The organism is Candidatus Paceibacterota bacterium, assembly GCA_035452965.1.
GTDB lineage: Bacteria > Verrucomicrobiota > Verrucomicrobiia > Limisphaerales > UBA8199 > UBA8199.
The window spans coordinates 147,449-160,739 of the sequence record DAOTCE010000008.1 but is presented as its reverse complement, the minus strand read 5'-3'; the positions used below and the strand labels follow the sequence as shown (position 1 = coordinate 160,739).

Genomic DNA, 13,291 nt, shown 5'->3' with positions numbered 1-13,291 from the left:
CAAGGCTGTGTGAATAACTTTGATGAGAATCCCACTTGCAATACAGAGAACATCTACGCCCTCGGCTGACTCCCAATCTGCCGTCCAAACGCTTCGCAGGTGCTTTTGGCTCGCAGTTCGGGTCGTGATCGCCTGCACGGGCCTTCAATCACACAGGCTCTGAGTCATGTACAGCTTACAACAAAAGCAACGTGGCGGGACCAGATCCGTCACGCTGCTGGAGCAAAACCTGGTCGGTACAATTGCCTAGTCGAAGGCGTGTCCGGCGCAGCAAAGGACGTTGCGGACCTTGTGTTGCACCAGCGCCTTGACCTTGGCGCGGGCCGGGCCTAGATACTTGCGCGGGTCGAATTCCTTGGGGTTCTCGGCGTAAACCTTGCGGATGGCCGCGGTCATCGCCAGGCGCAGGTCGGTGTCAATATTGACCTTGGCGCAACCGGTGCGGCGCGCGATTTCGATGTCTCCCTCGGGGACGCCCGCGGCATCGGCCAGCTTGCCACCGTGATGGTTGATCTCTTCCACCAGATCCTTGGGCACGCTCGAAGCGCCGTGCAGCACCAGCGGATAGTCGCCCAGGCCGGCGTCCATGAGCGCTTTCTTGATCGCCTTGAGCCGCTCCAGGTCGAGGTGCTGTTCGCCTTTGAACTTATACGCTCCGTGCGAGTTGCCGATGGCGACCGCCAGCGAATCCACGCCGGAGGCCTTCACAAATTCCACCGCCTGTTCGGGATTTGTGTAGCGCCCCTCTTTGGAATGCTGGCCACCCTCTTCGCCTTCATCAAACTGCGCCCCGATCAAACAGCCTAACTCGCCTTCGACCACGGCATTGTGCGCATGCGCGTATTCGACCACCTTGCGGCAGATTTCGACGTTCTTCTCGAACGGGTCGTGGCTGGCGTCAATCATCACGCTGGTGAAACCGTCGTCAATGCAGTCCTTGCACAGCTCGAAGGTGTCGCCATGGTCGAGGTGGACCGCGATGGGGATGTTGGAAAGGCTGACGGCGGCCTCGATCAGCTTTTTGAGGTAAACGGGGTTCGCGTATTGGCGGGCTCCCTTGGAGATTTGGAGCATGACTGGCGCCTTCTCCTCCTCGCAAGCCTCGATAATGGCCTGGAGGAGCTCCATATTGTTGACGTTGAAGGCGCCAAGCGCGTATTTGCCCTTCAGCGCCTTGGCGAACAGTTCTTTGGTATGTGTTAATGGCATAAATGTCGGTTTCCGGCCAGTAAACCAGTTACCGGGAGGGCCGCGCTTTCTGCGACCTTTGGGCATCATAGGCCGCCCCCTGACCAAAGAAAGCAAAAAAGGCGGTTGGCTCGGTGCCGCAATCCATTGGTCCCGTCCCATAATCCTGAGTTGATCAGCCCTCCTGGCGAAAAACGACGCTGTGTCCATTTTTGGGACAGTGGTGGTTCCCAGCACAGCCCCCACAGCCGGAATTACCGGTGTGACAACGCTGTGACACCCCTTATAGCCCGGTGTGGTTCCCATGGGGGCCGACCCCCATGGGAACCACACCGTAGTCCCACCGGATTGGCACCGTTTTATCACCATATCCGGCTTGGGTGTGGGGTGCCCCAGGCTTGTGGAGCGGGCGAGGTCAGTCGTTGGGGCGGCAGGCGATGGGCGTAGCCGGGTTCAGCCGGTTTGCGGCGCAGGTCTGGAGCCCACCTGCGAGGTGAGACGATTTTAACCGATACTGGCCAGGCTTGATCCTGCGCTGCGGGCAGGCAATGCGTTAGTGGGTTTGCGCAATCGCGCGGTTAGACAGACGAATCCTTGTCGTCGGCGCTAAGCCGCCGGTACATCGTCGCCGTGCTGATGCCGAGCTGGAGGGCTGCCTGTTCCTTGTTGCCTCCACAGTGTTGGATAGCACGGTTGAGATAGGCCAACTCCTGCTGCCGCAGGTAGAGCCTCATCGGCATCAGCGGCTCTTCCGCCGGTTGACCCAGCGCCGATGCGGCTTCCGACTCGGGCCCAAGGTGGAGCGGGTAGAGGGCGGATTCGGGCACGGCCGGCAACGCGGCTGCGGCCTGACCGTCCTTCCCTGGAGCGGCGGCTTTAACGCTGGCCAGGAGCCGCGGCGGCAGGTCGGCCGCCCGGATAACGCCGTCTTCGCACAAAGCCACGGCCCGCTCGACGGCATTCTCCAGCTCCCGCACATTGCCCGGCCAATCGTAGGCGCACAGGAGATCCATCGTCTGCCGGGTCACTTGCACCAGCCGGTTCGGCGTGCCGCTGGTCTTGCCCTTGAGGAAGTGCGCCACCAGCAGGGGAATGTCTTCCCGCCGCTCCCGCAGGCTTGGCAGCGGAATGGCAATGACATTGAGCCGGTAATAGAGGTCCTCGCGGAAGGTGCCCTCCTGGATACGTTTCTCCAGCGGCTCGTTGGACGCGGCGACCACGCGCACATTGACATAAATCGGCGTGTTTTCTCCCACCCGCCGGACTTCGCGCTCCTGCAGCACCCGCAGCAGCCGGCTCTGGAGCATCGCCGACATCGAGCCCACTTCATCCAGGAAAATCGTCCCCCCGTCCGCCTCCTCGAACAATCCCTTCTTGTCACTGATCGCCCCCGTGAACGATCCGCGCCGATGCCCGAACAGTTCCGACTCCAGCAGGTTCTCCGGCAGCGCGCTGCAATTGACCGGCACGAACGGCGCGAACTGCCGCCGGCTGTTGTAATGCAAGGCCCGGGCCACCAACTCCTTGCCCGTGCCGCTCTCCCCCAGCACCAGGATTGTGCTGTCGGTGTTCGCCACCCGCTCGATCATCTTGAACACCTCCTGCATCTTCGGGGCGCTGCCGACGATCTGGCTGAACTCGTACTTCTTCTTGAGCTGCTTGCGGAGGTAGACCGTCTCGCTAATGGCCGCGTTGTGGGAAAGCGCGCGCTGCACGCGGAGCTTCAATTCCTCCACCTTGAACGGCTTTTCGAGGTAGTCGAACGCCCCGTGCTTCATCGCCTCCACCGCCGTTTCGATCGTCCCGTAGCCGGTAATGACGATCACCACGGCCGGCGGGGACATCGCGCGCGCCTTCTGCACCACCTCCAGCCCATGCGCCCGCGTTTTGTCGAAGTAAAGGTCCGTAATCACCACGTCGGGCGTATGCGCCGTGAGCCCGGCCAGCGCGGTGCTGCCATTCGAGAAAGGGAAAACCTCGTGCCCTTCCTGTCGGAGCAACTCGCTGACCATCTGCACCATGGTCAAGTCATCATCAACCAGCAGAACTTTCGCCATTGGGCAGGAGTTAACCCCAAAGCGTAACCTCCCGCAAGCGGAACTCCCTCCAGCACATTTCAGCACTGCCAGGCTGGGGACCGGGCCTGTCCCCACAACTGGTGACATGACGGGAATGGGGAATCTGGTATGGTGGTAGCGTCAGTGATGCAAAAGCGCAGTAGTCAGACCGTGTGTAACTGACAGGCGTAAATCTGCGGCGCCGCATCAAGGTAAGATTTAAGGTTGTTCTCGGTGTAGAATGTGGCAAGAAGGCCGGAATCGAATTCCGGCTTTTTTGTTGTACTGGCGCCTGCTTGCAGAAGTGCGCGCCATTTCAAAAGGCGGCCAAGGGCGCTCGCGTTTCCCGGCCGGTTGTTCATCCCGGAAGGTCTTGCCGCTCCGCTCAGCCGGGTACCGCGCGAGGTCAGAGCCGCAGCATCTCTTCCTGGGTGAGGAGACGGAAGCCCTTTTGTTCCAGGATGGGGCAGGCCTGGGAGAGGGCCGGGACTTCAATAATCAGGATGGCGCGGTTGTTGGCAACGAAACCGGAGCAGTTTTCGAGGTTGATGTTGCTGCGGCCCAGCAAATCAGCCACCGCCTGCAGGGAACCCGGCTGGTTGGGGACTTCGACGGCCAGCACTTCGAGCAGCGAGACCATCACGCCCTTCTCCTTGAGCGTGCGGACGGCCAGGTCGCGCTGGTCCACCAGAAATTTCATCACACCGAAGCTGCCGCTGTTGGCGACGGTGAGCCAGCTCAGGTTGACGCCCGCGTCAGCAAGCATCCGCGTAATGCGGGCAGTCTGGCCCGGCTTGTTTTCAACGAATACGGCTACCAGGTTTACGGCGCTCATAAGGAGGGGGGCGTTGGAATGTTGGATCAATGCTCGATGCGCGACTAAAGGGAACGTTTGTCAATGACACGTTTGGCTTTGCCCTCGGCGATGGGCAGTGTGCCGGCGGGAAGCAGCTCCACCTTGGGTCTGACCCAGGTCTCAGCTCTGATCTTCTCCACCAGTTGGCGCTGCAGCGCCGCCAGGTGCTCGACCTGCCCGTCGAAGGCGGTGGCCGACAGCTCAACTCTGATGGTCATGTCGTCCAGGCCCTCGATGACTATGACGTAGTTGCGTCCCACCTGCGGGAAGGACATCAGCACCCGCTCGATCTGCTGCGGGAAGATGTTCACGCCGCGAATGATGAGCATGTCGTCCGAGCGGCCCGTGAAGCGCGCCAGGCGGCGATGGGTTCGCCCGCATTCGCAGGGCTCGGGTATGACGGAGGTGATGTCCCGGGTGCGATAGCGCAGGATGGGCATGGCCTGGCGCCGGAGACTGGTAAGGACCAACTCTCCGGTCTGCCCGTCCGGCAGGGGTTCGCCGGTGGCCGGGTTGATGATTTCCAGTATGAAGTGGTCTTCCCACAGGTGCATCCCGGCTCTGCATTCGCACTCGAACGCGATGCCAGGGCCGTTCATCTCGGTCAGGCCGTAGGAGTTATAGACGTTGCAGTTGAAGGCCTGCTCGATGCGGCGGCGGGTTTCCTCGGTGTGCGGTTCCGCGCCGACGAAGGCCTTGCGCAGCGTCAGGTCCTTGCGCGGGTCAATGCCCTTTTGTTCGAGAAAGCTGGCGAAGTAGAGCGCGTAACTGGGGAGGATGTGGACGGCGGTGGTCCGGAAATCCTGCATCAGCATCAACTGGCGCTCGGAGGTGCCCGGGCCGGCGGGAATGACCATGCAGCCGACCTTCTCGGCGCCGTAGTGCATTACCAACCCGCCGGTGAACAGACCGTAGCTCATCATATTCTGGAGCACGTCCTTCCGGGTGATCCCGGTCGAGACCAGCGAGCGGGCAATGAGCTCGGCGGCGTTGTCCACGTCCTGGCGCGAGAAGAAGATCGCCTTGGGCTTGCCGGTGGTGCCGCTGGAGGTGTGCAAGCGCACCGGCTCGTCGCGGTCCACGGCCAACATGCCCTCGGGGTAGATGGCGCGCAGATCGTCACCGGTGGTAAAGGGCAGCCGCCGGACGTCGGCCAGCGATTTGATAGCTTCGGGGGTGATGCCCAGCTCCGCAAATCGTTGGCGGTAGAGAGGCACGCGTTGCGCGACGCGCCCGAGAGTGTCCCGCAGGTGCTTGAGCTGCAGTTGTTCGAGGGTTGGCCGAGCCAGTGTTTCAGTTTCTTGATCCCAAAACATTTTGGTGAGGGGTGTTTATACTCCTCGCGGCAGCGATGTCCAGCCCGTAAATAGGCGCGGAAAGTGTTGTCCCTTGATCGAAGAATGAGGTATTAAGCTCGCGCGGATAACATCGAATGAATGAATCAAACCGACTTCTGTTAAGCGGCGACGAGGCCCTCGCGCTCGCGGCGCGGCACGCGGGCGTGGCGCTCGGGGCCGGCTACCCGGGCACACCGTCCACGGAGATCCTCGAGTCGTTCCACGAGCTGGGCGGGCATGCCCAATGGTCGCCCAACGAGAAAGTGGCTTTGGAAGTGGCCATCGGGGCCGCATTCGGCGGAGCGCGGGCGCTGTGCACGATGAAGCACGTGGGCCTGAACGTGGCGTCGGACCCGCTGTTCACGGCTGCCTACACCGGCGTGACAGGGGCATTGATCGTTGTCTCGGCCGATGACCCGGGCATGGCCTCGAGCCAAAACGAGCAGGACAACCGGCGCTATGCGGTCGCCTCGGGCCTGCCGATGCTGGAGCCCTCCGACTCGCAGGAGGTGTATGACTTCCTGTTCGCGGCAATCGAGATTTCGGAACGTTGGAAGCTTCCCGTGCTGTTCCGGGTGACCACGCGCGTGTGCCACAGCTACACGGTGGTGCAGCCTCGTCCGCAGGCTGGAGCACCCCGGTTGGCCAACTACGAGCGGGACATCCGTGGGCGGGTGATGATCCCGGCTTACGCCCGCCCCGCGCATCGGCGGCTGCGGCAGAAGCTGGCCGACATGCAGGAGTGGAACGAGACGTGTGGATTGAACCGCGTGGTGGAGGGCGGCTCGGGGCTGGGCATCATCACCTCGGGTATCTCGTTCATGCACGTCCGGGAAGCCGCTCCCGACGCCCGCGTCCTCAAGCTGGGTTTTACTCATCCCCTGCCGCTCAAGCAGATCGCGCAGTTCGCCAAAGGCGTCGGACGCTGCCTGGTGGTCGAGGAAGGCGACCCGTATCTCGTTGAGGCGATCCGCGGAGCGGGGGTTCCGGTGGAGGGCAAGGCAGACATGTACCGTTTCGGCGAGCTGAACGTGCCCCGGGTGCGGCGCATCCTCAACAACGACCTCAGTCCGGAGCCGGCCCCGCCGCCGGGCAAACCGCCGCAACTGTGCGACGCCTGCCAATACCGCATTGTCTTTGAGGCCCTGCGCAAGCACGACTGCATCGTGGCAGGCGACATCGGGTGCTACACGCTGGGCGTGCTCCAGCCATTCGAGGCGATTGACTCGTGCGTATGCATGGGGGCGAGCCTGGGAGTCGGGCTGGGTTTGCGCCACGTGCTGCCGCCCGACCAGGCGCGGCGCGTGGTAAGCGTGATCGGCGACAGCACATTCGTGCACAGCGGCATCAGCGGGTTGGTGGAGATGGTGTATAACCCGCCGCCCAACGGGCATGTGTTGATCATTCTGGACAATTCCACTACCGCGATGACCGGGCACCAGGAGCATCCCGGCACGGGCCGCACGCTGGGCCACGAGCCCACCGGCAAAGTCGTGCTGGAGGACCTGGCCCGCTCGCTCGGCATCCGGCGGGTGCATGTGATCGAGCCACGGTTTGGCACAGGTGAATTTGACCGCCTGCTGACGGACTGCCTGGCGAGCGGCGAACTGGCAGTGATTATTGCCCGGCGGCCATGCATCCTGATCGCCAAGCAACTCAAGCAATACGAGGAGCAGCGCTGCGAATGCGACTCCGCCCGGACGGCTGCTCCGTGCCAGACGTAAATACGCGTTACGCTTCCATGAACAAAGTCACCAACATCGTCGTGGCCGGCATCGGCGGCCAGGGCGTTCTGAAGGGCACCGATATCCTGGCCGATGTGGCGCTGCGCGCCGGGTATGACGTCAAGAAGAGCGAGATCAAGGGCATGAGCCAGCGCGGGGGCTCGGTGACGGGCGATGTACGGTTCGGCGGGCGGGTTTTCAGCCCGATGGTGTCGGCCGGGGAGGCAGACTTCCTGCTGGTGCTTGAACCGACGCAACTGGAGCCGCAGAAGCACATGCTGCGCCCGGACGGAGTGCTGATCGCGCCCGATGCCGTGAGCGTGGACCAGTTACCCAACAAGAAGACGCTGAACGTGGCGCTGCTGGGCGCGTTGAGCGCGCACCTGCCGATGACCGAGGAACAATGGCTAGCCGCCTTGCGCGCAGGCTTTGCGGAAACTTACTTCGAAGGCAATCGGCAGGCCTTTCTCCTCGGGCGCAAGGCGGCGAGCAGGTGAGCGAGGCGATATGAGCAAAGAAACCCGGCCCCACACGGCTGCCCACGGTGACGCGTTCGCCAGCCTCCAACGCTTCTTCCAGAACGACCGGTTTGCCGATCGCTGCAGCATCGAACTGCTGGCGGTGTCGCCCGGATACGCCCGGGCCAAGATGACGCTGCATCCGCACCATTTGAATGGTTATGGCACGGTGCAAGGCGGCGCCATTTTCACGCTGGCCGATTTTGCGTTTGCCGCCGCGTCGAATTCACACGGCACGGTCGCCGTGGCCATCAACGTAAGCATCACGTTCATGAAAGCCGGCCAGACCGGCACCCTGTGGGCCGACGCAAGGGAAATCTCCCGCAACTTCAAGCTGGGCTCCTACACGGTGGAAGTGAAGGACGACGCGGGCGAACTGGTCGCGCTCTTCCAGGGCATGGCGTATCGGAAATCGGAGAAGATCCCGGGCTGAGGAGCCTGGGCGTCGGACGGAGCGAGCGAAACCGCGCCGCGGCGCCGCTCACTCCTCCAACCGTTGGAACAAGTCCGCGCTGCGGAGCAGGCGAACGCCCGCTTTACGCAGGGCGGCAATGGCACGATCCGGCTCGCGGAACCGGAACGCCAGCACGCCGGTGCCTTCGGCTTTAAGCGTGAAGCCGTACATGTACTCCAGGTTAACGCGCGCCTTCTCCACCGCTACCAGGACTTTCGCCAGCCCGCCGGGTTTGTCGGCCACTTCCGCGGCGACCATGTCGGAGACCTTGACGACGAAGCCCGCCTCGGTCAGCACGCGCCGGGCCGCTTGCCAGTCGCGCACGACGATGCGCAAGATGCCGAACTGCTCGGTGTCAGCGATGGAGAGCGTCAGGATGTTAAACTTCGCTTTGGCGAGCAGCTTGACGGGCCGGCTGAGCGCGCCGGGTTTGTTTTCCAGGAATAGTGAGAGCTGTTTGACTTTCATGGCTGATTCTCCTCGGGTTACATCTTGCGCTGGTCAATCACGCGTTTGGCCTTGCCCTCGCTCCGCGCGATGGTACGGGGCTGGACCAGGCGCACCTTGGCGCGAACGCCCACGATGGTGTCAATGGACTTGCTGAGCTTGCTCTGCAGCGCCTCCAGCGCGCCGACGGTGTCGTTGAACACTTCCGGCGTGACCTCAACCTGCACTTCCATAACGTCCAGGTCTTTCTCGCGCGTCAGGACGATCTGGTAGTGCGGCAGCGCCCCTTCCACCGCGAGCAGGGCGGTCTCGACCTGCGACGGAAAGACATTGATGCCGCGGATGATGAACATATCGTCGGCGCGGCGCCCGATGCGCTTGATGCGGCGCAGCGTGCGGCCGCACTCGCAGGTCTCGGAAGCCAGCGACGTAATGTCGCGGGTGCGGTAGCGGATCATCGGCATCGCCTGCTTGCCGAGGGTCGTCAGGACGAGCTCGCCTTCCTGGCCGTCTTCGCAGGGTTTGCCCGTCTTGAGGTTAATGGTCTCGGGATAGAAGTAATCCTCGAAGATGTGCGGCCCTGCCTGACACTGGCATTCCATCGCGACGCCCGGGCCGACAATCTCGGAGAGGCCATAGATGTCGTAGGCTTTGATGCCACTGTCCGCTTCGATACGGCGGCGCATGGACTCGGTCCACGGCTCGGCGCCGAAGACGCCCACCCGCAGCCGCAGGTCCCGGATGTCCACCCCGACCTCCGGGGCCTGGTCAATCAGGTGGAGGAAATAGCTGGGCGTGCAGCAGATGGCCGTGACCCCAAAGTCCTTCATCACCATCAACTGACGCGGGGTGTTGCCCCCGGAAATGGGGATGACTGTCGCGCCGAGCGCCTCGGCGCCGTAATGCGCGCCCAGTCCGCCGGTGAACAGGCCGTAGCCGTACGCGTTCTGGATGATATCGCCTTCATGCAGCCCGCAGGCGGCCAGGCTGCGCAGCATGACGTTGGTCCAGACTTGAACATCCTCCCGCGTGTAGGCCACGACAGTGGGCTTGCCAGTCGTGCCGCTGGAGACGTGCAGTCGGACAATCTCGTTCATCGGGCTGGCGAACAGGCCGAAGGGGTAGGTGTCGCGCAGGTCGGTCTTCTCCGTAAACGGCAGTTCACTGAGGTCGTCGAGCTTCTGCAGGTCTTCGGGGGTCAAACCGCGCTCGTCCATGCGCTTGCGGAATAGCGCGACATGGTCATAAGCGCGCGTGACGATGCGCTTGAGCCGTTGGAGTTGCAGCTCGCGCAACTGCGGCAGCGGGAGGTAATCTGGCGCGCTGAGCGGGTGGAAGCTTCTGTTTGATTTCTTCGAGTGTTTGCTCATAAAAGTCGAGCCTCTGGCAACTGCGCAACTCTAAGCAGCGAGGCGGGCGGGAGGCAAATCATTAGTTGTCCGTTCACCTGGCCGGGACGTTCGCGGCCCGGGTCAGCAGTTCGAGGAACCACAGCGGCGGGCGAATAGGCTTCCCCTGGCGGTCGGTGAAGGCATGAACGGTGTAGCCGCAGACGACCAATTTGCGGGTCTCGCATTGCTGGATCCGGACCTCAAACCGCAGCCTGGCACGTCCCGATACTTCGACTTGGGAAGCAATCTCCAGCAGGTCGTCGTAGCGCGCTCCCCCGCGGAATTCCAGGTGCGCTTCGACCAGCGGCAGGAAGATTCCGCGCGCCTCCAGCGCGGCGTAGGACATCCCCAACCGGCGGCGCATCAACTCGGTGCGGCCGCACTCAAACCACTCCAGCGCGCGCGAGTTGTAAAAGGTCCCCATCTGGTCCGTCTCACTGTAGCGGACGCGCAACTGCAGCACATCGGACAACCTGGTCATGGCGGCAGGATTGCCCAATACGCGGGCGGCTTCAACAAAATCGAGCGTCGGCGCGCCGTGCCCCGGTTCTGCGCGGTGGAGCACGGGCAGCAAACCCTTGCGCCAGATTGCCTTATTTTGCGGACTAAAGGCCAAATATCACACAGGGCCTACGCGGGAAAATTGTCCGACAATCTCCGGATAACGCTAGACACTTTGACGTTGGAGCCTAAAATGTCGCCCGCCTCGTTAAGAGGCGCGCATAAACGGGCCGGGAACGGTCCTGATTGTGAACAAGAACCTTAAAGCAAGTGAACGCGCCGGCACCCGCTTTCCAGGGAGCGGAATCGCCCTCAGCTAATCCAACACATGAAAACCAAAACCCAAGTACTAACCATTGTGTTTCTGGGTGCGACCCTGGGGGTCGCCTCAGCCCAGACCACCCAGGCAACTGCCAAAGCCCCGGAGTCGGCCCCGCCGACGCTCAGTTCAACCGAGCAAGCGATCCATGACATAAAGAATCCGACGTCGTGGTTGAATTGGGGCGGCGATTTCCGGGTCCGCAACGAGTATTTCGACAACCTGCTCACGTTGAGCAGAAACAATCCTTTGCACGAGCAGGATTATTTCCGGTTCCGGGCGCGTCTCTGGGCCACCGTTACGCCGCTGGAAGACCTTAGCTTTTCCGCGCGGCTGGCGGCGGAACCTCGCGAGTGGATGAAGCCGGCGGGGTATACGCCAATGAGCGGTCGTCAGGGACTGGACATGCGGGAGGGGATCATTGACAACCTGTGGGTCCAATACGCGAACATCGCGGGCTTGCCAGCCACCATAAAAGTCGGGCGGCAGGATGTTATTCCGGGCCGGGACTCGCTGGCGGGAGATGGGTGGTTATTGAGCGATGGCACGCCCAGTGACGGTTCCTGGACCTATTACTTCGATGCAGCGCGGTTTAAGTACGAGCTCAAGGAGCAGAAAACGACGATTGAAGCGATGGGGATCGTTCAAGACCCGAAAGACGACGCGTGGCTGCCGACCATCAACAACCAGAATCTCAACCAAGGCGACCAACGCGAGCAGGGCGCGATCCTGCAAGTGGCTAACAGCTCCATCAAGGCGGCGAATATGGCCCTTTACTTCATTTACAAGAACGACGACAGGGTTACGCTCCACTACCCGACCGTGGGCGACGACGCGGATATATACACCATGGGCGGCCGGATCCACGGAATGCTGGATGATCACTGGCAATACTGGCTGGAAGGCGCTTACCAGATTGGCCGAAAGTCGGACACGAGAATCAACTTCCCTGCACCGACAAGCTCCTACCGGGACCTGCTGGCGTACGGATTCAATAGCAAGGTAAGCTACCTGTTCAAAGATAAAATGCAGAACCGGTTAGACCTGTCGTTTGAGGCGTTATCCGGTGACGACCCGGATACGAAGCGCGATGAGATGTTTGACTCACTGTGGGGCCGGTGGCCGCGCTGGAGTGAGATCGGGCTTTACAGCACTGCGGCGGAGGCGCGGATCGGGCAGCAGGCAAACCTTTACCGCGTCGGCCCCACATGGACGGTGTATCCAGTTAAGAACCTGAGATTCAGCACCAGTTATTACGCGTTGTTCTCTGACCGGAACGTGGCCACCCGAGGCGCCCCATTGTTCAACAACGACAATAATTTCCGCGGTCATTTCGTGTCAGGGATGCTGGAATACACCTTCAGCCGGCATATGAAGGGCCATCTCTGGAGCGAATTCCTGTTCCCCGGCGACTTTTACATCAGCCAGAAGATGATGTCCTTCCTGCGGGCGGAAGTGATGTTCACTTTCTAGCGAGCCCAATCGCGGTTGAAGGATAAGCGCTGCCTGCGACGGCCTGCGAAGGGCAGCGCCAAGGCGCGCCGGAAGACGAGCCTGTGCGCCCGCGGCGCACACAGAAAGGGCGAGCCATGTACAAGATCATCGGATCGGACGGCAAAGAATACGGCCCCATCAGCCTCGAACAGATGCGCCGGTGGATTGCCGAGGGACGGGTAAATGCCCAGACGCGCGTGCAAGAGGCCGGTGCTGCGGAATGGAAGCAAGCGGCGGATTTTTCGGAGCTTGGCTTGACTTCCGGGGCTGGCGCCGCACCGCCAACCTTGCCGGCAGGGCAGGCACCCAGCCAACAAAGCGGCTTGGCGATTACGAGCTTCGTCCTGGGGCTGTTGTCGCTGGTCTGCTTCGGCTTCCTGGCGGGTATTCCCGCCATCATTTGCGGTCATTTGGCGCGCGGCCGGGCGCAGCGATTGCCCGGGCAGTATGGTGGCGCTGGTTTCGCTCTGGCAGGCCTGATCATGGGCTATGTCAGCCTGCTGGCCACCCTGGTCATTTTGCCCGCGATGCTGCTGCCGGCCTTGAGCCGGGCCAAGGACAAGGCCCAGAGGATCGATTGCACCAATAACATGAAACAGATCGGCTTCGCGTTTCGCATGTGGGCAATTGATCATGACGATAGCTTCCCCTTCAACGTCAGCACCAACCAAGGGGGCACTCTGGAATTATGCCGGCCGGGAAGCGACGGTTTTGACCAGAACGCGGCGTTCCATTTCCAGGTCATGTCCAAGGAGCTGAGCACGCCGAAGATTCTGGTTTGTCCGGCCGACAGGAAGAAGCCAGCGCCCGATTTCGAGCGCCTGCAGCTCGGAAATGTGAGTTATCAGGTGCAAACGGGAACGAACGTGAACGATGCTCATCCCCAGATGGTGCTCGCCGTCTGCCCAATCCACCGCAACGTGGCTTTGTGCGACGGCAGCGTCCAGGGCTTCACCAAGTCCCGCTGGGACGCCATGGGGAAGGGCGCGCGCAGCCCCTGAACCA

At 62.0% G+C, this 13,291-nt stretch carries 12 protein-coding genes; 5 read left to right on the top strand and 7 right to left on the bottom strand.

Going from position 1 to position 13,291, the window contains the following annotated elements; all coding sequences use genetic code 11:
- Positions 1 to 246 precede the first annotated feature (246 nt).
- The 4 genes from P5205_09350 to P5205_09335 all read right to left on the bottom strand — a co-directional run bounded on the left by P5205_09350 (position 247) and on the right by P5205_09335 (position 5,417).
- On the bottom strand, positions 247 to 1,209 hold the full coding sequence (locus P5205_09350) for a ketose-bisphosphate aldolase (protein HSA10562.1): 963 nt from the start codon (positions 1,207 to 1,209) through the stop codon (positions 247 to 249).
- A 557-nt stretch (positions 1,210 to 1,766) separates the two neighbouring features.
- Positions 1,767 to 3,245, bottom strand: a complete 1,479-nt coding sequence (locus P5205_09345) for a sigma-54 dependent transcriptional regulator (GenBank protein ID HSA10561.1) — start codon at positions 3,243 to 3,245, stop codon at positions 1,767 to 1,769.
- A gap of 406 nt (positions 3,246 to 3,651) precedes the next feature.
- A complete protein-coding gene (locus tag P5205_09340; protein HSA10560.1) occupies positions 3,652 to 4,080 on the bottom strand; it encodes an acetolactate synthase in 429 nt (142 codons plus the stop codon).
- A 44-nt stretch (positions 4,081 to 4,124) separates the two neighbouring features.
- Positions 4,125 to 5,417, bottom strand: a complete 1,293-nt coding sequence (locus P5205_09335; GenBank protein ID HSA10559.1) for a phenylacetate--CoA ligase — start codon at positions 5,415 to 5,417, stop codon at positions 4,125 to 4,127.
- A 116-nt stretch (positions 5,418 to 5,533) separates the two neighbouring features.
- Here P5205_09335 and P5205_09330 point away from each other — a divergent pair, with 116 nt between their 5' ends.
- Genes P5205_09330 through P5205_09320 form a run of 3 tightly spaced genes read left to right on the top strand, consistent with a single transcriptional unit; the run spans position 5,534 to position 8,113 of the window.
- Positions 5,534 to 7,162, top strand: a complete 1,629-nt coding sequence (locus P5205_09330; GenBank protein ID HSA10558.1) for a thiamine pyrophosphate-dependent enzyme — start codon at positions 5,534 to 5,536, stop codon at positions 7,160 to 7,162.
- A 17-nt stretch (positions 7,163 to 7,179) separates the two neighbouring features.
- A complete protein-coding gene (locus P5205_09325; protein HSA10557.1) occupies positions 7,180 to 7,659 on the top strand; it encodes an indolepyruvate oxidoreductase subunit beta in 480 nt (159 codons plus the stop codon).
- Between the two features lie 10 nt (positions 7,660 to 7,669).
- The gene (locus tag P5205_09320) at positions 7,670 to 8,113 is read left to right on the top strand and encodes a hotdog fold thioesterase (GenBank protein HSA10556.1); all 444 of its coding nucleotides are present in this window, start codon (positions 7,670 to 7,672) and stop codon (positions 8,111 to 8,113) included.
- A 48-nt stretch (positions 8,114 to 8,161) separates the two neighbouring features.
- On the opposite strand, the gene P5205_09315 is transcribed toward P5205_09320, so the two are convergent.
- From P5205_09315 to P5205_09305, 3 genes are all read right to left on the bottom strand, one after another.
- On the bottom strand, positions 8,162 to 8,602 hold the full coding sequence (locus P5205_09315; protein ID HSA10555.1) for an amino acid-binding protein: 441 nt from the start codon (positions 8,600 to 8,602) through the stop codon (positions 8,162 to 8,164).
- 17 nt (positions 8,603 to 8,619) lie between these two features.
- The gene (locus tag P5205_09310; protein HSA10554.1) at positions 8,620 to 9,951 is read right to left on the bottom strand and encodes a phenylacetate--CoA ligase; all 1,332 of its coding nucleotides are present in this window, start codon (positions 9,949 to 9,951) and stop codon (positions 8,620 to 8,622) included.
- A gap of 73 nt (positions 9,952 to 10,024) precedes the next feature.
- On the bottom strand, positions 10,025 to 10,537 hold the full coding sequence (locus P5205_09305) for a thioesterase family protein (protein HSA10553.1): 513 nt from the start codon (positions 10,535 to 10,537) through the stop codon (positions 10,025 to 10,027).
- Positions 10,538 to 10,801: 264 nt separating this feature from the next.
- On the opposite strand from P5205_09305, the gene P5205_09300 reads away from it, so the two are divergent.
- A complete protein-coding gene (locus P5205_09300; protein ID HSA10552.1) occupies positions 10,802 to 12,265 on the top strand; it encodes an alginate export family protein in 1,464 nt (487 codons plus the stop codon).
- 116 nt (positions 12,266 to 12,381) lie between these two features.
- Positions 12,382 to 13,287 (top strand): DUF4190 domain-containing protein, encoded by a 906-nt coding sequence (locus P5205_09295; GenBank protein ID HSA10551.1) that lies wholly within the window; start codon positions 12,382 to 12,384, stop codon positions 13,285 to 13,287.
- The last annotated feature ends 4 nt before the right edge of the window (positions 13,288 to 13,291 follow it).